The 24575-nt window shown below is 55.6% G+C and carries 19 protein-coding genes and 4 tRNA genes; 5 read left to right on the forward strand and 18 right to left on the reverse strand.

The annotated features are described in order from the left end of the window. Nucleotides 1–16: 16 nt before the first annotated feature. Nucleotides 17–811: an enoyl-ACP reductase FabI gene (fabI, locus tag ACJJU9_RS17195; RefSeq protein WP_153333571.1), complete on the forward strand. Its 795-nt coding sequence runs from the start codon at nucleotides 17–19 to the stop codon at nucleotides 809–811. Between the two features lie 115 nt (nucleotides 812–926). Here fabI and ACJJU9_RS17200 read toward each other — a convergent pair whose 3' ends face one another. After that, on the reverse strand, nucleotides 927–1826 hold the full coding sequence (locus tag ACJJU9_RS17200; protein WP_407731006.1) for a LysR substrate-binding domain-containing protein: 900 nt from the start codon (nucleotides 1824–1826) through the stop codon (nucleotides 927–929). Nucleotides 1827–2009: 183 nt separating this feature from the next. On the opposite strand from ACJJU9_RS17200, the gene ACJJU9_RS17205 reads away from it, so the two are divergent. Further along, on the forward strand, nucleotides 2010–3020 hold the full coding sequence (locus ACJJU9_RS17205; RefSeq protein ID WP_407729084.1) for a zinc-dependent alcohol dehydrogenase family protein: 1011 nt from the start codon (nucleotides 2010–2012) through the stop codon (nucleotides 3018–3020). A 110-nt stretch (nucleotides 3021–3130) separates the two neighbouring features. On the opposite strand, the gene ACJJU9_RS17210 is transcribed toward ACJJU9_RS17205, so the two are convergent. The 10 genes from ACJJU9_RS17210 to ACJJU9_RS17255 form a co-directional block, all read right to left on the reverse strand. Continuing rightward, nucleotides 3131–5002 (reverse strand): SurA N-terminal domain-containing protein, encoded by a 1872-nt coding sequence (locus ACJJU9_RS17210; protein WP_407729085.1) that lies wholly within the window; start codon nucleotides 5000–5002, stop codon nucleotides 3131–3133. 229 nt (nucleotides 5003–5231) lie between these two features. Next, the gene (locus ACJJU9_RS17215) at nucleotides 5232–5504 is read right to left on the reverse strand and encodes an HU family DNA-binding protein (protein ID WP_003183171.1); all 273 of its coding nucleotides are present in this window, start codon (nucleotides 5502–5504) and stop codon (nucleotides 5232–5234) included. Between the two features lie 146 nt (nucleotides 5505–5650). Then, nucleotides 5651–8047, reverse strand: coding sequence for an endopeptidase La (gene lon / locus ACJJU9_RS17220; protein WP_048373033.1), 2397 nt, complete (start codon nucleotides 8045–8047; stop codon nucleotides 5651–5653). Nucleotides 8048–8210: 163 nt separating this feature from the next. After that, nucleotides 8211–9494 (reverse strand): ATP-dependent Clp protease ATP-binding subunit ClpX, encoded by a 1284-nt coding sequence (clpX, locus tag ACJJU9_RS17225; RefSeq protein ID WP_048373032.1) that lies wholly within the window; start codon nucleotides 9492–9494, stop codon nucleotides 8211–8213. 106 nt (nucleotides 9495–9600) lie between these two features. Next, nucleotides 9601–10242: an ATP-dependent Clp endopeptidase proteolytic subunit ClpP gene (gene clpP / locus ACJJU9_RS17230; protein WP_048373031.1), complete on the reverse strand. Its 642-nt coding sequence runs from the start codon at nucleotides 10240–10242 to the stop codon at nucleotides 9601–9603. A 91-nt stretch (nucleotides 10243–10333) separates the two neighbouring features. Further along, complete coding sequence (tig, locus tag ACJJU9_RS17235) at nucleotides 10334–11644, reverse strand: trigger factor (RefSeq protein ID WP_048373030.1); 1311 nt, start codon at nucleotides 11642–11644, stop codon at nucleotides 10334–10336. A 490-nt stretch (nucleotides 11645–12134) separates the two neighbouring features. Continuing rightward, nucleotides 12135–12210 (reverse strand) — tRNA-His (locus ACJJU9_RS17240). A gap of 206 nt (nucleotides 12211–12416) precedes the next feature. Further along, nucleotides 12417–12501, reverse strand: a tRNA-Leu gene (locus ACJJU9_RS17245). A 56-nt stretch (nucleotides 12502–12557) separates the two neighbouring features. Further along, a tRNA-His gene (locus tag ACJJU9_RS17250) sits at nucleotides 12558–12633 on the reverse strand. Nucleotides 12634–12674: 41 nt separating this feature from the next. Beyond that, nucleotides 12675–12751: transfer RNA gene (locus ACJJU9_RS17255), tRNA-Arg, on the reverse strand. Between the two features lie 280 nt (nucleotides 12752–13031). On the opposite strand from ACJJU9_RS17255, the gene folD reads away from it, so the two are divergent. Continuing rightward, nucleotides 13032–13886, forward strand: a complete 855-nt coding sequence (gene folD / locus ACJJU9_RS17260) for a bifunctional methylenetetrahydrofolate dehydrogenase/methenyltetrahydrofolate cyclohydrolase FolD (RefSeq protein WP_048373029.1) — start codon at nucleotides 13032–13034, stop codon at nucleotides 13884–13886. Between the two features lie 160 nt (nucleotides 13887–14046). Here folD and cysS read toward each other — a convergent pair whose 3' ends face one another. Together cysS and ACJJU9_RS17270 are read right to left on the reverse strand one after the other, a co-directional pair. Then, the gene (cysS, locus tag ACJJU9_RS17265) at nucleotides 14047–15429 is read right to left on the reverse strand and encodes a cysteine--tRNA ligase (RefSeq protein ID WP_407729086.1); all 1383 of its coding nucleotides are present in this window, start codon (nucleotides 15427–15429) and stop codon (nucleotides 14047–14049) included. Nucleotides 15430–15450: 21 nt separating this feature from the next. Further along, nucleotides 15451–17148: a glutamine--tRNA ligase/YqeY domain fusion protein gene (locus ACJJU9_RS17270; RefSeq protein WP_048387289.1), complete on the reverse strand. Its 1698-nt coding sequence runs from the start codon at nucleotides 17146–17148 to the stop codon at nucleotides 15451–15453. 271 nt (nucleotides 17149–17419) lie between these two features. Here ACJJU9_RS17270 and ACJJU9_RS17275 point away from each other — a divergent pair, with 271 nt between their 5' ends. Then, nucleotides 17420–17923 (forward strand): peptidylprolyl isomerase, encoded by a 504-nt coding sequence (locus ACJJU9_RS17275; RefSeq protein WP_048387287.1) that lies wholly within the window; start codon nucleotides 17420–17422, stop codon nucleotides 17921–17923. Continuing rightward, nucleotides 17920–18675: a UDP-2,3-diacylglucosamine diphosphatase gene (gene lpxH / locus ACJJU9_RS17280; protein WP_282363934.1), complete on the forward strand. Its 756-nt coding sequence runs from the start codon at nucleotides 17920–17922 to the stop codon at nucleotides 18673–18675. Before ACJJU9_RS17275 ends, lpxH begins: the two co-directional genes overlap by 4 nt. A 100-nt stretch (nucleotides 18676–18775) precedes the next feature. Here lpxH and ACJJU9_RS17285 read toward each other — a convergent pair whose 3' ends face one another. The 5 genes from ACJJU9_RS17285 to ACJJU9_RS17305 all read right to left on the reverse strand — a co-directional run bounded on the left by ACJJU9_RS17285 (nucleotide 18776) and on the right by ACJJU9_RS17305 (nucleotide 24548). Beyond that, nucleotides 18776–20305 (reverse strand): DHA2 family efflux MFS transporter permease subunit, encoded by a 1530-nt coding sequence (locus ACJJU9_RS17285; RefSeq protein WP_048387284.1) that lies wholly within the window; start codon nucleotides 20303–20305, stop codon nucleotides 18776–18778. 63 nt (nucleotides 20306–20368) lie between these two features. Next, nucleotides 20369–21574: an efflux RND transporter periplasmic adaptor subunit gene (locus ACJJU9_RS17290; RefSeq protein WP_407729087.1), complete on the reverse strand. Its 1206-nt coding sequence runs from the start codon at nucleotides 21572–21574 to the stop codon at nucleotides 20369–20371. 14 nt (nucleotides 21575–21588) lie between these two features. Beyond that, on the reverse strand, nucleotides 21589–23058 hold the full coding sequence (locus tag ACJJU9_RS17295) for an efflux transporter outer membrane subunit (RefSeq protein WP_407729088.1): 1470 nt from the start codon (nucleotides 23056–23058) through the stop codon (nucleotides 21589–21591). Beyond that, nucleotides 23055–23528, reverse strand: a complete 474-nt coding sequence (locus ACJJU9_RS17300) for a MarR family winged helix-turn-helix transcriptional regulator (RefSeq protein ID WP_048387277.1) — start codon at nucleotides 23526–23528, stop codon at nucleotides 23055–23057. Before ACJJU9_RS17300 ends, ACJJU9_RS17295 begins: the two co-directional genes overlap by 4 nt. Nucleotides 23529–23939: 411 nt before the next feature. After that, nucleotides 23940–24548 (reverse strand): tRNA-(ms[2]io[6]A)-hydroxylase, encoded by a 609-nt coding sequence (locus ACJJU9_RS17305; RefSeq protein WP_048370424.1) that lies wholly within the window; start codon nucleotides 24546–24548, stop codon nucleotides 23940–23942. Between the last annotated feature and the right edge of the window lie 27 nt (nucleotides 24549–24575).

Genomic DNA, 24575 nt, shown 5'->3' on the forward strand with positions numbered 1-24575 from the left:
GATAGAGGAACAACACATGGGTTTTCTCGCCGGTAAGCGCGTCCTGATCGTCGGTGTCGCCAGCAAATTGTCCATCGCTTCTGGCATTGCTGCCGCCATGCACCGTGAAGGCGCTGAACTTGCCTTCACTTATCAGAACGAAAAGCTTAAAGGCCGCGTTGAAGAGTTCGCCGCAGGCTGGGGCTCTGGCCCAGAACTGTGCTTCCCTTGCGACGTTGCCAGCGATGAAGAAATCGCCAAGGTTTTCGAAGACCTGAGCAAGAAGTGGGACGGCCTGGACTGCATCGTTCACTCCGTAGGTTTCGCCCCAGGCGACCAACTGGACGGCGACTTCACCGACGCCACCACCCGTGAAGGCTTCCGCATCGCTCACGACATCAGTGCCTACAGCTTCGTGGCCCTGGCCAAAGCCGGTCGCCCACTGATGAAAGGCCGCAATGGCAGCCTGCTGACCCTGTCCTACCTGGGTGCCGAGCGCACCATGCCTAACTACAACGTGATGGGCATGGCCAAAGCCAGCCTGGAAGCCGGTGTACGTTACCTGGCAGGCAGCCTGGGCCCAGAAGGCACTCGCGTTAACTGCGTGTCGGCCGGTCCGATCCGTACCCTGGCCGCTTCGGGCATCAAAAACTTCCGCAAAATGCTGGCAGCCAACGAAGCCCAAACCCCGCTGCGCCGTAACGTAACCATCGAAGAAGTCGGCAACGCCGGCGCCTTCCTGTGTTCCGACCTGGCCTCGGGCATCAGCGGCGAAATCATGTATGTAGACGGCGGCTTCAACACCACCGCTATGGGCAGCCTCGAAGAGTAATTGCTTCGGCGCAACCGCCAATAAAAACGCCCGGTGCAGAGTCTGCATCGGGCGTTTTCGTTTGGGCCTAAGGCTCGATTGTAAGCGTGTACCCAATACACCTTACGCGCACAGGTTAGTGAGCGTTGAACCAGCTGGGGTGCAGCATGGGGAAATGCGCCTTCAACCAACCCACGAATGCTTCCACCTGAGGTGCAAGATGCGTTCTGCTGGGGTATAGCACGCAAACCAGACGCGGCTCTGGACGAAACGCGCTGAGCACTTCAACCAGTTGCCCGCTTGCGAGGAATGTCGCAACAGTAATTCCAGGCGCCTGGACAATGCCGAAACCTGCAACACCGCATTGAACGTAGGCATTTGACTCATTTACGGTGATACCACCATGGGGCATATGTGGACGGTCTTGGCCGTCGACCGAGAAGTGCCACGGCAGCGGCCTGTTATTTTGACCCGACAGGAAGCTGACACAGCGGTGGGCCTCTAGATCTTGTGGGGTTTCGGGTGCTGCGCAGGCTTGGAGATAATCAGCAGACGCACAGGTCACCATAGTGGCGGTGCCAATTGCTCTGGCCACCATGCTTGAATCCGGCAGGTCGCCAATTCTCACTACACAATCGATGCCTTCTGCTACGAGATCTACCGTACGGTCGCTCACACCCAGTGCAAGCTCGATTTCGGGAAACGCTTGCGTGAATTCCTTAAGGCTTTCAATAAAGGTGTATTGGGAAAATGCACTGGGAATGTCAATTCGCAGCCGTCCCCGTAACGTCGATCCACTGCGGTCGAACATGGACGTGGTTTCTGCGATGGTCGCCAAAATCTCTTTGACACGCTCGTAAAACCGCTCGCCCTCAGCGGTCAATTTTACTTTTCGTGTAGTGCGCTGGAACAGGCGGACACCTAGCGAAGCTTCCAAATCCTGAATAGTGCGTGTGACGTGCGGGCGTCCGACCTGCATTGCCTCTGCAACTTTGGTGAAGCTCCCTAACTCCGCCAGCTTGGCGAAGACCTGCATCGACTGTAGAAGCTCCATAGTTTTCTTCTCGGGCAGCGTACTAAATGGATGATTATTGCTTATTAGGATAACAATCTTGTTGATTTCTGCACATTTATCTAGAGCCGTTGAACATCAACAATGTCCTCAGCGAAAAGGGGGAGTTTTTCCTCCTGCGAACCTCAAAACTGCTGGAGACAAAACATGAAAGCATGGCTTCTGAAAGATTTCGGCCTGGAAAATTTGGTGCAGGGCGAAACGCAAACTCCCGTGCCCAAAGCAGGTGAACTGCTGGTTAAAGTGGGGGCTGTATCACTCAATTTCCGGGACAAGGCCATCGTTGATGGGATCTATGAACCGCACATGGTGCCCAAACCGCTGATCCCCGTCAGCGATGCAGCGGGGACTGTCGTGGCAGTGGGTGACGGTGTCAGCCGCTTTGCTATCGGAGATCGGGTTAATTCACACCTCTACTCACGTTGGCTGGACGGCATGCCAGGGCCAGATGAGCCCAACTATTGCTTTGGCTCGCCATTGCCTGGTGGCCTGGCGCAATACATGATCATCCATGAAGACAGCGCGGTACGTGCCCCGGACAACATGACAGATGAAGAAGCAGCAACCCTCCCAATTGCGGCTCTGACAGCGTGGTATGCGCTCGTTGATTTTGGCCAGATTGAGCCCGGCCAAACCGTTTTGGTTCAGGGAACTGGAGGTGTATCTGTGTTTGCAGCACAAATCGCTACGGCTTTAGGGGCCAAGGTTATCGTCACCTCCAGCCGTGATGCCAATCTGGAGGCCGTCAAAAAACTGGGAGCTGTTGCTGGCGTGAACTATCGCACTACCCCTGAGTGGGCAGAGGAAGTTCTAAAACTCACTGATGGCAAGGGGGTGGATCTGCTGCTGGATGTGGCAGGCGGTGATGGAATCAATCAATCCATTGCTGCAACAAAGGTAGGCGGACGTATTGCACAGATCGGCTTTTTGACAGGCCAGACCTCCGGCCTGAACCTCATGCCTATGATTTTTCGACAAACAACGATACGCGGCATCGCCGTTGCTCCACGCTCGTCATTTGACCGAATGAACGATTTCTTGAATAAGCACAAGATTCGCCCAGTCATCGACCACGTGTATCCATTCGATCAAGCCCGCGCAGCATACGAACATTTGGCCAGAGGCCCCTTTGGCAAGGTAGTCATCAAGGTCGCGTAATCGGTAAGGTCCGCATCGCAGCCTTCGTGCCTCGTCAGCGACTACAAGCCGTGCCCATAAAAAATGGCCGCTCAGTGAGCGGCCATTTTTAGTGAAGCGATGCTGAGGGCTTAGTAGCGCTCAACCTTGGCTTCGTTTTCCAACTGCTTGCGGTAGGCAGCAAAGTCTTGCTGACCCACACGTGACGCCAGGAAGCGACGGTAAGAGGCTTTCTCTTCGTCGGTTGGCTTCGCATCATCGTTTACGCCATTGAGGCGCAATACGACAACGGTGCCATCAGCCAAGCTAACGGTGCTAAAGGTCGGCTTGTCCTTGGCTGCCGGCTTAGGCATGCGGAAGACCGCTTGCAGCACGACAGGATCAATACCGTCCTGACCACGGGTGACGGCTTCATCAACTTTCCACGACTGGCCAGCAACCGGCTGGTTCAACGCCAGCTTGCCATCGCGCAGATCTTTGATGATGCCTTCAGCCTTGGCTTTAGCAGCGCCAGCGGCCTGCTCTTTGACCAGATGCGCATGAATGCTCGAGGCAACGGCTTCCAGAGGCAGTTGCTCTGGCTTACGGTGCTCTTTAACACGCAGAACCACAACGGTCTCAGGGTCAAGCTCAAGTGCGGTGCTGTTCGCGCCTTCATCCATCACTTCGGTGCTGAATGCGGCTTGAACCACAGCGCGGTTGGCAGCGATGCCTTCGCCACCCTCACGACCAAACGGTGCCGAGGTGTGAACGGTCAGGTTCAGCTCTTGCGCCGGCTGGGCCAGATCGGATGCTTCGAAAGCCGAGTCTTCCAGTTGCTTGGTTGCATCGACGAAGCGACGCTCAACCTGCTGGGTTTTAAGATCACGGGTCAGTTTGTCTTTCAAGCTGGCAAAGCTCGGCACTTCTGGTGCCTCAACGCCCAACAGCTTGATCAAGTGGTAACCAAAGCTGGTACGCACCGGCTCCGATACCTGATCTTTTTTCAACGCATAGACAGCCGTCTCAAAGGTTGGGTCGTAGACACCCGGGCCTGCAAAGCCAAGGTCACCACCGTTGGCAGCCGAACCTGGGTCTTGGGAGAACTCTTTGGCCAGTGCTTCGAAGCTTTCGCCTTTGGCCAAGCGCTGTTGAATGTCTTCAATTTTGGCTTTGGCTTGCGCGTCGCTGACCTTGTCGTTGACTTCAATCAGGATGTGCGCAGCGCGGCGCTGTTCAGCCAGGTTGGCGATTTCTTTCTGATAAAGCGCTTGCAGCTCATCATCTTTGACTGCCACCTGGTCGAAGAAGGCGGACTTCTTCAATTCGATGTAATCAATCACCACCTGATCAGGGGTCATGAACTCTTTGGCGTGCTCGTCGTAGTAAGCCTTGACCTCGTCATCGCTGACCTTCACCGCAGCTGGATCAGCCTTGATGTTCAGGGTGGCGAAATCACGGGTTTGCTTCTCAAGACGGGCAAACGCGTTCACTTCTTCGTCGGTCACGAAACCGCTGCCTGCCAAACCGGCACGCAACTGACCAATCAGCATTTCCTGACCTAGCATTTCGCGAAATTGCAGACGGCCGTAACCCAGTTGACGAATCACCTGGTCGAAACGTTCAGGGCTGAACTGGCCATTGTCCTGGAACTCTGGTGTTTGCAGGATAACCTGGTCCAAAGCCGCTTCCGAGAAGGAGAACTTGGCCTGGTTGGCGCCTTGCAGCAACAGCTTGCGGTCGATCAACCCTTTAAGGGCTGCATCGTGCAGCATTTTTTCGTCCAGCAATGCAGGGTCAAAATCCTTGCCCAGTTGTTGCATTAACTGACGACGTTGCATGTCGACAGCCTGGCTGAGCTCAACCTGGGTGATTTCTTCACCGTTTACTTTGGCCGCATCCTTGCTGTGAGAGGTGGCTTGAAAAATCGCATCGAAACCGGTCAACGCCATCAACGCGACGATGACACCGATGATGGTCTTGGCAATCCAGCCTTGTGAATTGTCCCTGATATTTTGCAGCATGCTTCCCCCAGAAACGGTCTTGCACAATGAGCAACCGTGGAGCGTGGGTAGAGTCCGGATAGAAGAAAGGCGCATCCGAGGATGCGCCTTCTCGTAACTGGCGGAGCGGACCGGGCTCGAACCCGCGACCCTCGGCGTAACACGTCAACATAACCATCGACGGTACAACCGCTCCGCTGCCAAGCCTGGCGTGCGCCTGACCCGGTTGGGTAAAAAGTGTTACAGAAACTTAGTTAACCGCTTCTTTCAGCGCTTTACCGGCTTTGAAGCCTGGTTTTTTAGCGGCAGGAATTTCCAGCGTTTTACCAGTCTGTGGGTTACGACCTGTGCGAGCAGGGCGATCGGTCACAGAGAAAGTACCGAAACCAACCAGTACCACAGAGTCGCCGGCCTTAAGAGCGCCAGTGACGGATTCGATTACTGCGTCCAGCGCACGGCCAGCGGCAGCTTTCGGGATATCAGCAGATGCAGCGATAGCATCAATCAGTTCCGACTTGTTCACTCTAAGTCCCCTTATATCTGTCTGAGTATGTTTCTAAAGTTTTTTGGTAAAGCTAAACGTTTGCCTGAGTATTACGGACACTTATAGAGCCGCTTTATAACAAGGGCTCTATACAGCGTCAAGAAAGCCCCTCAGGCAAATTCGTATTAATGCGTGCTAATTCTTTCCTTAGAGTCAGACTCGCGCTTCTCATCCTTGGCAACAATCTCAGGAGCCACATCTGGCAAGGGCTCCGGGGCGTATTGCAGCGCAATTTGCAGGACCTCGTCAATCCATTTAACCGGTTTAATCTGAAGATCCTGCTTGATGTTGTCAGGAATTTCCTTCAGATCGCGGACATTCTCTTCAGGAATAATGACCGTTTTGATTCCACCGCGATGGGCTGCCAGGAGTTTTTCCTTAAGACCGCCGATGGCCAGTACCTGACCACGCAGAGTAATTTCACCGGTCATTGCAACATCAGCTCGCACAGGAATCAGCGTAAGTGCCGACACCAGTGCAGTGCACATTCCTACACCTGCGCTAGGACCATCTTTAGGCGTGGCGCCTTCGGGCATGTGTATGTGGATGTCACGTTTCTCGTGGAAATCCAATGGGATACCGAGGCTCTTGGCGCGACTGCGAACCACCGTCAACGCTGCGGTAATGGACTCAACCATCACATCACCCAGCGAACCGGTCTTGATCAACTGGCCTTTGCCAGGCACGACAGCCGACTCAATGGTGAGCAATTCGCCCCCCACTTGCGTCCAGGCCAGACCCGTCACTTGACCGATTTGATCTTCCTGTTCTGCCAAGCCATAGCTGAATTTTCTTACACCGAGGAAGTGCTCCAACAGCTCCGGCGTCACGGTGACGGCAAAGCGTTTTTCCAGTGCATGTTCCTTCACGGCCTTGCGGCAGATCTTCGCAATTTGACGCTCAAGGCCCCGCACACCGGCTTCACGGGTGTAATAACGGATGATGTCGCGGATGGCCGCGTTATCGAAAGCCAGCTCGCCTTTCTTCAAACCATTCGCTTCAATTTGTTTCGGAGCGAGGTATTTGACCGCGATGTTGATCTTTTCGTCTTCGGTGTAGCCCGGCAGGCGAATCACTTCCATCCGGTCCAGCAAGGCTGGCGGAATGTTCATGGAGTTCGAGGTGCACAGGAACATGACGTCGGACAGGTCGTAATCGACCTCAAGGTAATGGTCGTTGAAGTTGTGGTTTTGCTCCGGGTCCAGCACCTCAAGCAGGGCCGACGCCGGGTCGCCACGCATGTCACTGCCCATTTTGTCGATTTCATCGAGCAGGAACAGTGGGTTGCGCACCCCAACCTTGGTCATTTTTTGAATCAATCGGCCCGGCATGGAACCGATGTAAGTCCGGCGGTGACCGCGGATTTCAGCTTCATCACGCACGCCACCCAAGGCCATGCGTACAAACTTGCGGTTTGTCGCGTGGGCAATGGACTCTGCCAGCGAGGTTTTACCCACGCCAGGCGGCCCTACCAGGCACAGCACAGGACCGCGAATTTTCTTCACGCGCTTTTGCACGGCGAGGTATTCGAGGATCCGCTCTTTGACTTCTTCCAGGCCGTAGTGGTCGGCATCCAGAATGTCTTCAGCGCGCTTGAGATCCAGACGCACTTTGCTTTGAGCCTTCCAAGGCACCTGCACCAGCCAGTCGATGTAGGAGCGCACGACGGTCGCTTCTGCCGACATTGGCGACATTTGCTTGAGCTTGTTCAGCTCAGCCTGGGCCTTGGTCATCGCATCTTTGGGCAAGCCCGCTTCATCAATGCGTTTTTTCAGCTCTTCGATTTCATTGTGACCTTCGTCACCGTCACCCAGCTCTTTCTGAATGGCTTTCATTTGCTCATTCAGGTAGTACTCGCGCTGGCTGCGCTCCATCTGCTTTTTGACACGGCCACGAATGCGCTTTTCAACTTGCAGCAAGTCGATCTCGGCATCCAGCAACGCCAGCACATGCTCAACCCGGTCTTGCAGGTTGATGATTTCGAGGATTTCCTGCTTTTGCTCGATTTTGAGGGCCATGTGGGCAGACATGGTGTCTACCAGACGGCTCGGCTCATCAATGCTGTTGAGCGAAGACAGCACCTCGGCCGGGACTTTTTTACCCAGCTGTACGTACTGTTCGAATTGCGAGAGCAAGCTGCGTACGAAGACTTCGGACTCACGCTCTGCTACGGCCACTTCGTCAATCAGCGAGACTTCGGCGCTCAGGTAGCCATCTGCCTGGCCGAAGTGCTCCACAGCGCCACGCTGCTCGCCCTCAACCAGTACTTTAACGGTACCGTCCGGCAGCTTGAGCAGTTGCAGGACCGTTGCAATCGTACCTACACGATAGAGCGCGTCTTCGCCCGGATCATCGTCTGCAGGATTTTTCTGAGCCAACAGCAGAATCTGCTTGTCGCCCGTCATCGCAGCCTCAAGGGCCTCGATTGATTTCTCACGTCCCACGAACAGTGGGATAACCATGTGCGGATAAACAACGACATCGCGCAATGGCAGGAGAGGCAATTCGATGGTTGTCTTCATGATTTCGCCTCTACGGCGGCCATAAGGCCGTAATCAGGTGGAAGTAAGCTTGAAGCCAAGATGGGGGCTGTCTCGAAAAAAAACAAGCACTGAGCGACAGGAAAAACAAAGGGGCCCGAAGGCCCCTTCTTTAACACGCAATATGTCATACGCAGCAATACATTTACGCGTCAGGTGCAGCCTTGGCAGCCACTTCGTTGCTTTCGTAAATAAACAACGGTTGGGACTTACCTTCTATAACGCTTTCGTCGATCACCACTTTACTCACCTCGGACTGCGAGGGGATTTCATACATGGTATCGAGCAGTACGCTTTCGAGAATCGAACGCAGACCACGAGCACCGGTCTTGCGCTCAAGGGCGCGCTTGGCCACTGCTTTCAGTGCGTCTGCACGGAACTCAAGGTCAACGCCTTCCATCTCGAACAACTTGCCGTATTGCTTGGTCAGCGCGTTCTTGGGCTCAGTCAGAATCTGGATCAGTGCTGCTTCATCCAGTTCGTCCAGGGTAGCCAGAACAGGCAAACGGCCGACAAATTCCGGGATCAGACCGAACTTGACCAGATCATCAGGTTCGACTTCACGCAGCGATTCGCCAACTTTCTTGCCCTCTTCCTTGCTGCGAACTTCGGCACTGAAGCCAATGCCGCCGCGAGTCGAGCGCGCCTGCACAACCTTTTCAAGGCCCGAGAATGCGCCGCCGCAGATGAACAGAATGTTGCGGGTATCAACCTGCAAGAACTCTTGCTGCGGGTGCTTGCGACCACCTTGAGGCGGTACGGAAGCCACGGTGCCTTCGATCAGTTTCAGCAACGCTTGTTGCACGCCTTCGCCGGAAACATCACGGGTAATCGAAGGGTTGTCAGATTTGCGCGAAATCTTGTCGATTTCATCGATGTAGACAATACCCATTTGGGCTTTCTCTACGTCGTAATCGCATTTCTGCAGCAATTTCTGAATGATGTTTTCAACATCTTCACCCACATAACCGGCTTCGGTCAGTGTGGTGGCATCAGCGATGGTGAAAGGTACGTTCAGCAAACGAGCCAAAGTTTCGGCCAGCAGGGTTTTACCCGAGCCGGTAGGTCCGATCAGCAGGATGTTGCTCTTGCCGAGCTCGACGTCGTCGTTCTTTTTGTCACGCTGGTTCAGGCGCTTGTAGTGGTTGTAGACCGCTACAGCCAAAACCTTTTTGGCACGTTCCTGACCAATCACGTATTGATCAAGGATGCCGCTGATTTCTTTTGGCGAAGGTAATTTATGCGCGCTGCTTTCGGCTTGGGCTTCCTGCACCTCCTCACGGATGATGTCGTTGCACAAGTCGACGCATTCGTCGCAGATAAACACCGAGGGGCCGGCAATCAATTTGCGCACTTCATGCTGGCTTTTGCCACAGAAGGAGCAATAGAGCAATTTGCCGTTGTCCTCGCCGTTGCGGGTGTCAGTCATTCGATCGATCCAAATCCGATAGGCTTGCAACACAAGATGAAGGCAACTGCGGGCTTTTTCAAGCCCGCAGGTGGTCGGTTAATCCAACCACCTACATTTGGGCTGCTTAAGCGGGCATTTGACGCTTGCTGAACACAGAGTCGATCAAACCGTATTCGGCTGCACGCTCAGCGCTCATGAAGTTGTCACGCTCTGTGTCACGCTCGATGGTTTCCAGCGACTGACCGGTGTGATGGGCCAGCAACGAGTTCAAGCGATGACGGATGTTGAGGATTTCTTTGGCATGGATGTCGATATCCGACGCCTGGCCCTGGAAACCGCCCAGTGGCTGGTGAATCATCATGCGCGAGTTAGGCAGGCAGTGACGCTTGCCCGGTGCGCCACCGGCCAGCAGGAAAGCACCCATGCTGCAGGCCTGACCAATGCAGATAGTCGATACGTCTGGCTTGATGAACTGCATGGTGTCGTAGATCGACATGCCTGCAGTGACCGAGCCGCCTGGGGAGTTGATGTACAGATGGATGTCCTTGTCCGGGTTTTCGGCTTCAAGGAAAAGCAACTGCGCAGCTACCAGGTTGGCCATGTAGTCTTCGACAGGGCCTACCAGGAAGATGATCCGCTCCTTCAAGAGGCGCGAATAGATGTCGTAGGCGCGTTCGCCACGAGCAGATTGCTCAACAACCATCGGGACCAGGCCGCCTGCGGCCTGAATGTCAGAGTTCTGCTGAATATAAGAATTGCGGGACATGTCCGGCAGTCACTCCCAAAAAGTCTTGTCTGGAATACGCATAAGCCAGCTCGAGGCTGGCTTATGGTTGTGTTTTCTAACGAATCACAAATCAGTCGGCTTGTGGAGCTTCCACCGGCTTGACAGCTTCTTCGTAAGAGACCGCTTTATCGGTCACCTTAGCCTTCTGCAGAACAGTATCCACAACTTGTTCTTCCAGCACAACAGAACGAACCTCGTTCAATTGCTGATCATTTTTGTAGTACCACGCTACAACCTGCTCTGGCTCCTGGTAAGCGGAAGCCATTTCCTGAATCATGTCGCGAACGCGATCTTCGTCAGGCTTCAGATCGAACTGCTTAACCACTTCAGCAACGATCAGACCCAGTACAACGCGGCGCTTGGCTTGTTCTTCGAACAGCTCGGCAGGCAGTTGGTCAGGCTTGATGTTGCCACCGAATTGCTGAACAGCCTGCACGCGCAGACGATCAACTTCGTTGGACAGCAGTGCTTTTGGCACTTCAATCGGGTTGGCAGCCAGCAGGCCGTCCATTACCTGATTTTTAACTTTGGATTTGATCGCCTGACGCAGCTCACGCTCCATGTTCTTGCGAACTTCGGTGCGGAAACCTTCGATACCTGTTTCTTTGATACCGAATTGAGCGAAGAATTCTTCGTTCAGTTCTGGCAGCTTAGGCTCAGAAACAGTGTTCACGGTCACGGTGAACTCAGCAGTTTTGCCTGCCAGGTCCAAGTTCTGGTAGTCCTCCGGGAAAGTCAGGGTCAGAACGCGTTCTTCGCCTGCTTTAGCGCCAACCAAACCTTCTTCAAAGCCAGGGATCATACGGCCCGAGCCCAGAACCAGCTGAGTCCCCTTGGCGGAACCGCCAGCGAATACTTCGCCATCAACCTTGCCAACGAAATCGATGTTCAGTTGGTCTTCGTTCTGAGCAGCACGCTCAGTTACTTCAAAGCGGGTGTTCTGCTTGCGCAGCACGTCCAGCATTTTGTCCAGGTCAGCTTCAGCCACTTCGGCGCTCAGGCGCTCGACGGCGATGGTGTCCAGACCCGTCACTTCGAATTCAGGGAACACTTCGAATGTCGCGATGTATTCCAGATCTTTGCCTTTCTCGAAGACTTTAGGCTCAACCGACGGTGCGCCAGCCGGGTTCAGCTTCTGCTCAACCACTGCTTCGTAGAAGGAAGCCTGGATCACGTTGCCCAGCGCTTCTTGACGCGCATCAGCTTCGTAGCGCTGACGGATCACGCTCATTGGCACTTTGCCTGGACGGAAGCCCGGGATTTTGGCCTTTTGGGCAGTCTGTTGCAGACGCTTGTTGACTTCAGCCTCAATACGCTCAGCTGGCACGCCAATGGTCATGCGACGCTCAAGAGCGGAAGTATTTTCAACAGAAACTTGCATGGATATTCCTCGTTGCACAGACATTAGCCGGCCGTTTCCGACCCCATAATCAAGGGCATGCATTCTAGTGGGTCAAACTCAAGAAGTCACCCTACCCAAATCGCACGTAGAAACGACCGGTACATTATTAAGCACAAGCAATGATTTGCTTAACCCGCTCAAAATACACAAACCTTTACACACGACCCCGTTCAGAGCCTTCTATATAGAAGCAGAGAACACACATGCGCCTGACAAACGCCACCCAACACCGCGTGCACCCACCCCTGAACCGCTTAAACTTTTTAAACCAAAAAAAAGCGCATGCCTTTTCAGGTTCTGCGCTTTTTTAGTGTCTGACGAGCAAAATACCTGCCTGGATGCAGCCAATAGACTTAAGCATCAAGGCCTTATGACGACACGACCTTCACACGCGAGGTCGAACTGCAGCCGCTTTTTTAAACGTCAAAAACAAAAACGCCAGATGGTTAATCTGGCGTTTTTTTAAATATGGGGTGGACGAAGGGGATCGAACCCTCGACAACGGGAGTCACAATCCCGTGCTCTACCAACTGAGCTACGCCCACCATATTGCATGTTGCACCTGACTGAACAAACCTTGCTTGATCAGCCGAGCCAGCAATGTATCAATAGGCCACTAGTCAAACCAGCGGACTGAAGATTCACTACCTGTGCGCCAAGTTGCTGATACAGCCCCTGTTACACAATAAAAAAGCCGCCACAGGCGGCTTTCTCAATGGTTTCGCACAGCGATACATTGCGAAACCTAATTTGGTGCGGACGGAGAGACTCGAACTCTCACACCTTGCGGCGCTGGAACCTAAATCCAGTGTGTCTACCAATTCCACCACATCCGCATTTCAAACTGTTGAAGCAAAGACGCCAGATTATTAATCTGGCGTCCTTCTAAATATGGGGTGGACGAAGGGGATCGAACCCTCGACAACGGGAGTCACAATCCCGTGCTCTACCAACTGAGCTACGCCCACCATATTGCCTTTACTGCCTTACTTGTGCCAAAGCTGCCTAATGGCGCACCCGGCAGGACTCGAACCTGCGACCATCCGCTTAGAAGGCGGATGCTCTATCCAGCTGAGCTACGGGCGCCTTATTAATCTGTACTCTGTGACGATTACAAACTAAGTGCTTTCAGTATCACCAAGCTGGACAACAACTTCGCTCTACCTTCTTAACCAGTGCTAGGCTGTGCCCGACAAGTGCGACGAATGTTATAGACGACCCTGAAAGTCGTCAACTGTTTTTTCAAAAAAGTTCAGAAATATAAAGGAGTTAGGGGAATTAGCAGACCAAGCGCCTTTGCCCGTACGCCACGGCATGCGAGAATGCACGTCCTTTCTCCACCCTTTACGATGGTTAATCACGCGTAATGACTGCACAACTAATCGACGGCAAAGCGATCGCCGCCAACCTGCGCAAGCAGATTGCCAAACGCGTCGCCGAGCGTCACGAGCAAGGCCTGCGCACTCCTGGTCTGGCAGTGATTCTGGTCGGCAGCGATCCTGCCTCCCAGGTTTATGTTTCGCACAAGCGTAAAGACTGCGAAGAGGTAGGCTTTCTCTCACAGGCCTATGACCTGCCGTCCGACACCACTCAGCAAGCGCTGACCGACTTGATCGACCGTCTTAATGATGACGCAAACATCGACGGCATCCTGTTGCAATTGCCGCTGCCAGAGCATCTTGACGCTTCCAGCCTGCTGGAGCGCATCCGCCCTGACAAAGACGTCGACGGTTTCCACCCGTATAACGTAGGCCGTCTGGCCCAGCGCATTCCATTGCTGCGCCCGTGCACCCCTAAAGGCATCATGACCCTGCTGGAAAGCACCGGTCAGGACCTGTACGGAATGGACGCCGTTATTGTCGGCGCCTCCAACATCGTGGGTCGCCCCATGGCCATGGAACTGCTGCTGGCGGGCTGCACCGTGACCGTTACCCACCGCTTCACCAAGGATCTGGCTGGCCACGTAGGTCGTGCCGACCTGGTAGTCGTGGCTGCCGGCAAACCGGGCCTGGTCAAGGGTGAGTGGATCAAGGAAGGCGCCATCGTGATCGACGTTGGCATCAACCGTCAGGCGGATGGCAAGCTGGTCGGCGACGTGGTTTACGAGACCGCCCTGCCCCGCGCCGGCTGGATCACCCCGGTACCTGGCGGTGTTGGCCCGATGACTCGCGCCTGCCTGCTGGAAAATACGCTGTACGCGGCTGAGACATTGCACGGCTAAGCCTTAGCGTCTCGCACACAAAACGGCACCTTCGAGTGCCGTTTTTTATTGCAAACAAAATCAAAAGATCGCGAGACAAGCTCGCTCCTACAAAGGAATTTCGATCACCCAGACAAACAAAAACCCGCACAAGGCGGGCTTTGTTTGAACAGCGAACAGCTTAGTCAGCCAGACGCCAGGTAGTGCCACCCTTGCCGTCTTCCAGCACAACGCCCATTGCCGTGAGCTGGTCGCGGATGCGATCCGATTCAGCCCAGTCCTTGCCCGCGCGCGCAGCCAAACGGGCCGCAATCAATGCATCAACTTGCGCCGCATCAACTCGCCCTTCAGCGCCCGCCTGCAAAAAGTCATCAGCTTCAAGCTGCAAGACACCCAGCACATCAGCCAACTCTTTAAGACGCGCAGCCAAGCCGGCAGCCGCCGACTCGTCCGACTCACGCAAACGGTTGATCTCGCGGACCATCTCGAACAGCACCGCACACGCTTCTGGCGTACCGAAATCATCGTTCATCACGTGCGTAAAGCGCTCAACAAACGCCTCACCACCGGCCGGCGCCACTTTCGGCAAGCCTTTAAGTGCGTGATAGAACCGCTCAAGCGCCGCTTTCGCGTCCTTGAGGTTGTCTTCGGAGTAGTTGATCGAGCTCCGGTAGTGGCTGGAAACCAACAGGTAACGCACCACTTCCGGATGATATTTCTCCAGAACGTCGCGAATGGTGAAGAAGTTGTTCAAGGATTTGGACATCTTCTCGCCATTGATGCGAATCATCCCGCAGTGCATCCAGGCATTGGCGTAAGTTTTACCCGTGGCCGCCTCGCTTTGGGCGATTTCGTTTTCATGGTGCGGGAATTCCAGATCGCTGCCGCCGCCATGAATATCGAAAGTCTCACCCAGGCAGCAGGTCGACATCACCGAGCACTCAATGTGCCAGCCCGGACGACCCGGACCCCACGGCGACTCCCAGCTTGGCTCGCCCGGTTTGACGCCTTTCCACAGCACGAAGTCCAGTGGATCGTCTTTGGCCTCGTCGACTTCGATGCGAGCACCGATGCGCAGGTCTTCGATCTTCTTGCGCGACAGTTTGCCGTAGCCCATGAACTTGGCAACGCGGTAGTACACGTCACCATTGCCGGGAGCGTAGGCGTAGCCCTTGTCGATCAAGGTCTGGATCATCGCGTGCATGCCGGCGATATGGTCGGTGGCACGGGGCTCCATGTCCGGCTTCTTGATGTTCAGCCGGGCCTCGTCTTCATGCATCGCGGCGATCATGCGCTCAGTCAGCGCTTCAAACGTTTCACCGTTTTCATTCGCACGATTGATGATCTTGTCATCGATGTCGGTGATGTTGCGCACATACGTCAAATCGTAACCGCTAAAACGCAACCAGCGTGTCACCAAGTCGAAGGCAACCATGCTGCGACCGTGCCCCAGGTGGCAATAGTCGTACACGGTCATGCCGCACACGTACATGCGCACCTTGTTGCCATCCAGAGGCTTGAAAATTTCTTTGCTCTTGGTGAGCGTGTTGTAGATCGTTAGCACGAGCTCTTCCTTAAAACTTGATCACTGGCCCCACGAATCACGCAGAGTCACGGTACGGTTGAATACCGGCTGACCTGGTTTCGAGTCCTTGATATCTGCGCAGAAGTAACCTTCGCGCTCGAACTGGAAACGGTCTTCCGGCTGTGCATTGCCCAGCGAGGGTTCAGCACGACAACCGGTCAGCACTTGCAGTGAGTCAGGGTTGATGTTTTCCAGGAAGCCAGCGCCATCCTCGGCCTTTTCAGGGTTCGGCGAACGGAACAGACGATCGTACAGACGCACTTCACACTCGACGCTGGCAGCCGCCGGCACCCAGTGCACCACACCTTTGACCTTGCGGCCTTCAGGGTTTTTGCCCAAGGTTTCCGGGTCGTACGAGCAGTGCAGCTCAATGATGTTGCCGTCAGCATCTTTAATTGCTTCATCGGCACGGATCACATAGCTGCCGCGCAGACGCACTTCGCCCGCAGGCTCAAGGCGCTTGTAACCTTTTGGCGGCTCTTCCATGAAATCGTCACGATCGATGTAAATCTCACGCGCGAATGGCAGCACGCGCACACCCATGTCTTCTTTAGGATGGCAAGGCAGCTCAAGGTTTTCGACCTTGTCTTCAGGGTAGTTGGTGATGATCACTTTCAACGGGCGCAGCACGCACATGGCACGCGGGGCGCTGTGATCGAGGTCATCACGAATGCTGAATTCCAGCATGCCGAAATCCACTACACCGTCCGAGCGGTTGGTGCCGACCATGTCGCAGAAGTTACGGATCGACTTGGGCGTGTAACCACGACGGCGGAAACCCGACAGCGTCGACATGCGCGGGTCGTCCCAGCCGTTCACGTGCTTTTCATCCACCAGCAGCTTGAGCTTGCGCTTGCTGGTAATGGTGTAGTTCAGGTTCAGACGCGAGAACTCGTACTGACGCGGCTTGCTCGGCACCGGCAGGCTGTCGAGGAACCACTCATACAGAGGGCGATGGCTTTCGAACTCCAGGGTGCAGATGGAATGGGTGATGCCTTCGATGGCGTCCGACTGCCCGTGAGTGAAGTCGTAGTTCGGGTAGATGCACCACTTGTCACCGGTCTGGTGGTGGTGGGCATGGCGGATGCGGTACATGATCGGGTCGCGCAGGTTCATGTTCGGCGAAGCCATGTCGATCTTGGCACGCAGCACGCGGGCGCCGTCCGCAAACTCACCGGCGCGCATGCGGGCGAACCAGTCCAGGTTCTCTTCGACCGAACGGTCGCGGAACGGGCTGTTCTTGCCAGGTTCGGTCAGGGTGCCACGGTATTCCTTGGCTTGCTCAGGACTCAGGTCGTCAACATAGGCCTTGCCGGCCTTGATCAGCTCGACTGCCCAGTCATGCAACTGATCGAAATAGTGCGATGCATAGCGCACTTCGCCAGACCACTGGAAGCCCAGCCACTTCACGTCGCTTTCGATCGCGTCGATATATTCCTGGTCTTCCTTGGCCGGGTTGGTGTCGTCAAAACGCAAGTGCGTGACGCCGCCAAATTCCTCGGCCAGGCCAAAGTTCACGCAAATGGATTTGGCGTGGCCAATGTGCAAGTAGCCGTTAGGCTCAGGCGGGAAGCGGGTCACGATCTGTTGGCATTTACCCGATTCAAGGTCCGCCTGCACGATTGGGCGCAGAAAATTGGCCGGTACAGCTGGGCCAGCCTTTGGATTCAGAGTGGGGTCGACAGTGGGCTTGCTCATAGGATCCTTGAACGTAACGGGTGCGCGGCCTGGAGCGGCCGACGAAATCAAAGCGCCTATCATAGCCGATGCTGTCAAGTCCCTGACAGAGCAGGCGACCAATCAAAGCAATTGAAATAGGGCTTTTAGCCCCCATATCGCAAAAACACCATCGAAATGCTCTGCGGGCAGGCTAAACTTCGCCCGCGGCTGTATCTACCCAGCCCAACCGGGGCTGACGGTGTCATACGATTTCCTCGCCCAACGAATTCTCTGATAGAGCGATAACGACATGTCAAAAGTAAAACTGACCACCAACCACGGCGACATCGTGATTGAACTGAACGCTGAAAAGGCGCCAATTACTGTCGCTAACTTCCTCGAATACGTAAAAGCCGGCCACTACGAAAACACTGTTTTCCACCGTGTAATCGGTAACTTCATGATTCAGGGCGGCGGTTTTGAACCTGGCATGAAAGAAAAGAAAGACAAGCGCCCAAGCATCCAGAACGAGGCGGATAACGGCCTGTCGAACGACAAGTACACCATCGCCATGGCTCGCACCATGGAGCCGCATTCGGCTTCCGCGCAGTTCTTCATCAACGTGGCTGACAACAGCTTCCTGAACCACAGCGGCAAAAACGTTCAGGGCTGGGGCTACGCAGTGTTCGGCAAAGTGACCGAAGGCCAGGACGTTGTTGACAAGATCAAAGGCGTTTCGACCGGTTCCAAAGCGGGCCACCAGGACGTACCGGCAGAAGACGTGATCATCGAGAAAGCCGAGATCATTGAGTGATACTGCTGATTTCAGATTTGCATCTGGAAGAGGAGCGCCCGGACATTACCCGGGCGTTTCTGGATTTCCTGTCCGGGCGCGCGCGCTCGGCACAGGCGCTGTACATTTTGGGAGATTTTTTTGAAGCCTGGATCGGCGACGATGCAATGACGCCCTACCAGCGCTCCATCTGCGAAGCGCTACGCGAATTGAGTGACAGCGGTACGAAGGTATTCCTGATGCACGGCAATCGCGATTTTCTGCTCGGCCAGGCCTTTTGCAAGGCGGCTGGCTGCACCCTGCTTAAAGACCCGAGCGTGGTCGATTTCTACGGCGAGCCGGTTTTATTGATGCACGGCGACAGCCTGTGCACCCGCGACGAAGCCTACATGCGTATGCGACGCTACCTGCGCAACCCGGTGACGGTGTGGATCTTGCGCCACTTGCCGTTGAGCACTCGCCATAAGTTGGCGCGCAAGCTGCGCAGCGAAAGCCGTGCGCAAACCCGCATGAAAGCCAACGACATTGTCGACGTGACCCCCGAGGAAGTACCGCGGATCATGGAGCACTTCGGGGTCAAGACCCTGATCCATGGCCACACCCACCGCCCCGCGATACACAAATTGCAACTTGGCGATTACGCCGCCAAACGCATCGTACTCGGCGACTGGGACAAACAAGGCTGGGCCTTGCAAGTGGATGAACAAGGCATGCAACTGGCGCCGTTTGAGTTCGTCAATCCGCAACTGGCGCTACCTCACGCCACCCAATAAACACTACCCACTGTAGGAGCGAGCTTGCCTCGCGATCTTTTAAAAGATCAAAAGATCGCGAGACAAGCTCGCTCCTACGAGGTTTGCGTCCAATCAAGCGTTAATGCCCGCTCGCCGCCGGTCCTGGCTTGGCAGCAAATGGCGGCTTGGCCAACCACACCAGCAAGATCAAACCCATAAACATCCAACCCATCAGCGTGAAGTAGTCCACGGTCGAGAGCATGTACGCCTGGCTGGTCAGCACTTGATCGAGCTGGGCATACGCCTGGTTGCTCGCCCCACCCAAGCTGTCCAGCGCATGTCGGGTGACCGGATCATAGGTACTCAAGCTTTCACTCATGTAGGCATGATGCTGATCGGCACGACGAATCCAGATCCAGGTGGTCAGAGACGCAGCAAAACTACCGCCCAATGTCCGCAGGAACGTGGCCAGGCCTGCGCCGTCAGCAATTTGATGAGGCGGCAAGTCCGACATCAGAATGCTCAAGGTCGGCATAAAGAACAGCGCCACCCCGATCCCCATAAACAGTTGCACCAATGCAACGTGCTGGAAGTCGACCTCATTGGTGAAATCGGCACGCATAAAGCAGCTCAGGCCGATCGCCAAAAAGGCCAGCCCGGCCAGCAGGCGCAGGTCGAACTTGTTCGCGTACTTGCCCACAAAAGGCGACATCAATACCGGCAAGATCCCAATCGGCGCCACCGCCAACCCCGCCCATGTCGCGGTATAACCCATTTGGGTCTGCAACCATTGCGGCAAGATCAGGTTGATACCGAAGAACCCGGCATAGCCCAGCACCAACACGATGGTGCCGATCCGGAAGTTGCGGTAAGCAAACAGGCGCAGGTTCACAATCGGGTGCTTGTCGGTCATTTCCCATATGACAAAGGCCGCCAACGCCACCACGGACAACGCCGTGCCCAGCAGGATGAAGTTGGATTCGAACCAGTCCAGGTCATTACCTTTGTCGAGCACAATCTGTAGCGCGCCAACACCAATGATCAGCGTAATAAGCCCTACGTAGTCCATCGGCTGGCGAGTAATCACCACCGGGCGCGCCTTGAGTTGCTGACGTACCACCAGCACCGCAAAGATGCCAATCGGGATGTTAATAAAGAAGATCCACGGCCAACTGTAACTGTCCGTAATCCAGCCACCCAAAATCGGCCCGGCAATCGGCGCCACCACCGTGACCATCGCCAGCAATGCCAATGCCATCCCCCGTTTCGCCGGGGGGTACACCGCAATCAGCAAGGTTTGCGTCATCGGATACAGCGGCCCGGCCACCAGACCTTGCAGCACACGAAAACCCACCAGCTCAGGCATGGACGTCGAAATGCCGCACAAGAATGAAGCCAGCACAAACAGCACCGTGGCCCACAAAAACAGTTTCACTTCGCCAAAGCGCCGGCTCAACCAGCCCGTCAATGGCAACGCAATCGCGTTACTCACCGCAAAAGAAGTAATAACCCACGTACCCTGCTCCGAACTCACCCCCAGGTTGCCGGAGATAGTCGGCAAGGCAACGTTGGCGATGGTGGTGTCGAGCACCTGCATAAAGGTCGCCAGCGACAGGCCAATGGTGGCGAACAACAGGCTGGGCGGGGTAAAAGACGCGTTTGTGCTCATCGCAAATCCTTTAAAACCAGGGGGACAGCCCCGCCAGTGCAGCGGGGCTTATGGATTGGCGAATTAGCGTTGGGCGGCGGAATTGCCCGCCACAGCGCTGTTGCTTTCGATCAGGCGGGAAATCAGCGTGTCTGCTTCAGCCAACTGTTGCTCATACACATTGGTGGTGAACATCGCCTTCTGCGGCGGTTGTTGCGCCAGCACCGGGCCGCTCTGGTCATGCAGGTTCACGTCAACCGTGGTCGACAGCCCGATGCGCAGCGGGTTCTTGGCCAGCTCATCGGCATTGATGTGGATACGCACCGGAACACGCTGAACGATTTTGATCCAGTTGCCGGTCGCGTTTTGCGCTGGCAGCAGGGCAAACGCGCTGCCGGTGCCCGCACCGATGCTGTCGACGGTACCGCTGTACTTGACGTTGCTGCCATACAGGTCCGATTCAATTTCAACCGGCTGGCCAATGCGCATCTTGTCCAGTTGGGTTTCCTTGAAGTTGGCGTCGATCCACAGTTGGTTAAGCGGGATAACTGCCATCAACGCGGTGCCCGGCTGAACGCGCTGCCCTAATTGCACGGTACGTTTGGCGACATAGCCGGTCACCGGCGCAATCAACGTGGTGCGTGCGTGTTCCAGATACGCCTGACGCAACTGCGCAGCGGCGGCCAGCACATCCGGATGGTTGGCAATGGCCGTGTTGTCTACCAGCGCGCTGGTGGTGTCGAGTTGCTGCTCGTTATTGCGTAAGGCACTTTGTGCAGACGCCAGGTCATCCCGCGCATGGGACAGCTCTTCTTGGGAAATAGCCCCGCTTGCTGCCAGGTTTTTCCGGCGATTGAAGTTGTCCTGGGCTTTTTGCACGGCGACTTTTTGCGCCGCCACCTGCGCTTTGGTACCGCTTACGTTACTGAACAGGCCGCGAACCTGACGCACCGTACGGGCCAGGTTGGCTTCGGCGCTCTGCAAGCCGACCAGCGAATCGCTCGGATCAAAGTTAAGCAGCACCTGCCCTTCATGAACCAGATCGCCATCATCGGCGCCGATGCTCACCACCGTCCCCGCCACCAACGGCGTGATTTCGACCACGTTGCCGTTGACATAGGCGTCGTCGGTGCTTTCGCTCCAGCGGCCATACAACTCATGCCAGCCCCAGACACCCAGGCCGACCAAGATGACCAAAATGGCCAGGCCACTCAGCCAGAGTTTACGTTTGCGCTGATTACCAGCGTCCTGATTGTGTTGCGCTTCATTCGGTGTTTGCACAGTAGCCATGACGATTACCTAAATTATTCTGCCAGGGAGGCTTGAACAGGAACGGCCGCAGCCGCATTGCCGGGCTCAAAGCCACCGCCCAGGGCTTGCATCAGTTGAATCGAAAGCGTGATCTGCTCAGCATTCAGGTCAGCCAGTTGGCGCTGCGCCTGGAGCAATTGCTGCTCGATGCTGAGGACATCCAGGTAACTGCCGATGCCGGATTCGTAGCGCTGCAATCCCGAGTCATACGACTGCTGGGCAATATCAGCCGCGCGTTTCTGAGTGCTGACTTGCTCGCTCATGGCGTTCAATTGCTCGAGGGTATCGCTGACATCGCCGAGGGCGGTCACCAGGGTCTTGTTGTACTGCGCGACGGCCAAGTCGTAATTGGCGTCTTCGGCATCCAGCCCAGCACGCAGACGGCCGCCGTCAAAAATCGGCAGCGAAATGGCCGGGGCGATGTTCATAAAACGGCTGGCCGAACCAAACAGCGCATCGCCCAGCAACGACTGAGTCCCGGCAGCGGCACTCAAGTTAAGGTTGGGGTAAAAACGTGTTTTGGCTGCGGCAATATTTTTACTGGCCGCTTCGACCCGCCAGCGTGCCGCCACAATATCGGGGCGACGGCCCAGCAACTCGGCGGGCAACGTGCTTGGCACAGCCACGGCGGCGGGGGTCAAAATCTGCGGACGGGCAATTTCGAAGCCACGGTCCGGGCCTTTGCCCAGCAACACGGCCAGGGCGATATGAGCGCTTTTGACCTGTTTCTGTGCATTGATCACCTGCTCCTGGGAGCTGGCTTCCAGGCTTTCGGTCTGCTGGTACTGATAGTGGCTGTCGATACCGGCCTGCAACCGCTGCTTGCTCAAATCGAGCATTTTGCGGGTGCGCTGAAGGTCATCTTTCGACAGATCCAGCACGCTGTAGGCATGCCCGAGATTGCTGTAGGCCTTTGCCACATCGGCCGCCAGGGTCAGGCTCGCAGCATGGCTGTCGACTTCGGCAGCGCGGGCTTCGCCCAAAGCCGCTTCCCAGGCATCCCGCTGGCCGCCCCACAGGTCGAAGGTGTAATTGAAGGTCAGACCGATGTCACGCAGCGTGTCATAACGACCGCCCTGGCCGGTTGGATCCTGGGAGCGCGACAGGCGCGAGCGCGTCACATCGGCCTCGGCGTCCAGCGTCGGCATGCGTGCCGCATTGGCAGCGCCGGCGGCGGCAGTGGCCTGATGCACACGGGCACTGGCTATCTGCATGTCCGGGCTGTCACGCAATGCCTCGTCGACCAAGCCATTCAACTGGCTGTCGCCCAAGCGCTTCCACCAGTCCTTTTGCGGCCAGGCTGCCGGGGTCACATTGATGCCCTTGAGGGCTTGAGCGGACTGGAGGCTTTTCGCATCCAGGCGCGCGCCTTGGGTGGTCAAGCCGCTGTAGCTGGCACAACCTGCCAACGCGAGGGACACACACATCAGGCTTAAGCCTGTTCGTAATGCTCTGTTGCTCATTTTTCACCCAAGCGCTGGATAGTGATCGGATCACCGGCCGCCAGCAGTATTTTTTTAAGGATCTGTTCCAGGCTTTGCAGTTCTTGTGGGCTGATTGCACCCGCCAATTGATTCATGGCATCAGCGCCAATCGTCGGGAGCCGATCTGCCAGCGCCTGCCCGTCTTCAGTCAGCACAAGACGTACCTGGCGCCTGTCGGCGTCAGAGCGTTGGCGAATCAAAAGACTCTTTTGCTCAAGGCGATCGAGCATGCGCGTCATCGAGCCGCTGTCCAGTGACAAGTGGCGGCACAGCTCGGCCGGAGTATCGACAGCAAATTGCGCCATGATGATCAGCACCTTGAACTGCGCAGCAGTGATGCCGTAAGGCTCCATGTGCGTGTCGATGATGCGGTCTTTAAGCAAGGCTGCACGTCCCAAAAGCAAACCCAGGGTGCAGTTTTGAAAAGTATCGGGCTGGAAGTGTTTCATCAGGACACCAGAAAGCTGCCTAGGCAGGAATGTAACCAAATACTACTGCTTAGGCAGCTAATGTCAAGATTATAAATAGCAGACTAACTATTGAGATGTGACCGTAGGAGGGGCCGCCCCGTCTTCGACGCCGCGCTGTCGCGCAGCAAACAGGACAGCGAGTATCTTCAGCATCCCCCAATCGGTTCCCTCTCCTTCGGGAGAGGGCTAGGGTAAGGGGGCTCTTAGATCAAGATCAACAGATCGCGAGGCAAGCTCGCTCCTACAGGGCCTTTAGAATCAATCACTTATTTTATGTTTGATAAGAGCTGCCGAAGGCTGCGATTTTTGAAAAATCAACAGATCGCAGCCTTCGGCAGCTCCTACGGTCAGGTATGGAACACAGAAAGCCGTAGCCGGTAAATCGGCGACTTAAGGCTGAGCGGGCACGCCGCTGTGGAAGCGGAATTCAACATCGGGGGTTTCAATAAGCTCTTGCTCGGCCGCCCTCACCCGCTCAATGACTTGAGCAATGTCTTTGGCGTCGCCGTATTGATAAGCCAGTTTCAAATAGCCCTGAAAATGACGGGCCTCGCTTTTGAGCAGGCCGTAGTAGAACTTGCCGAGTTCTTCGTCCAAATGCGGCACCAACGCTTCGAAACGCTCGCAACTGCGCGCTTCAATAAAGGCCCCGACCACCAGGGTATCCACCAGCTTTACCGGCTCGTGGTTACGCACGACTTTGCGTAAACCCGAGGCGTAACGGCCCGCCGACAATTGGCGCAGTTCGATTTTGCGCTTTTTCATCAAGCGCATGACCTGCTCGTGGTGCACCAGCTCTTCACGGGCCAGGCGCGACATCATATTGATCAGGTCAACGTGCGAGTGGTATTTGGCAATCAGGCTCAACGCCGTACTGGCGGCCTTGAATTCGCAGTTTTTGTGGTCAATCAGCAGGGTTTCCTGATCGGCCAATGCCGCAGCGATCCAGCCGTCAGGTGTACGGCAACCCAAGAACTCATGGATTTCAGGAAGGTTCATGCACGCACTCCCGAACACTGGAGATTG

Origin of the sequence: Pseudomonas helleri (assembly GCF_045830615.1) — a bacterium.
Classification (GTDB): domain Bacteria; phylum Pseudomonadota; class Gammaproteobacteria; order Pseudomonadales; family Pseudomonadaceae; genus Aquipseudomonas; species Aquipseudomonas helleri.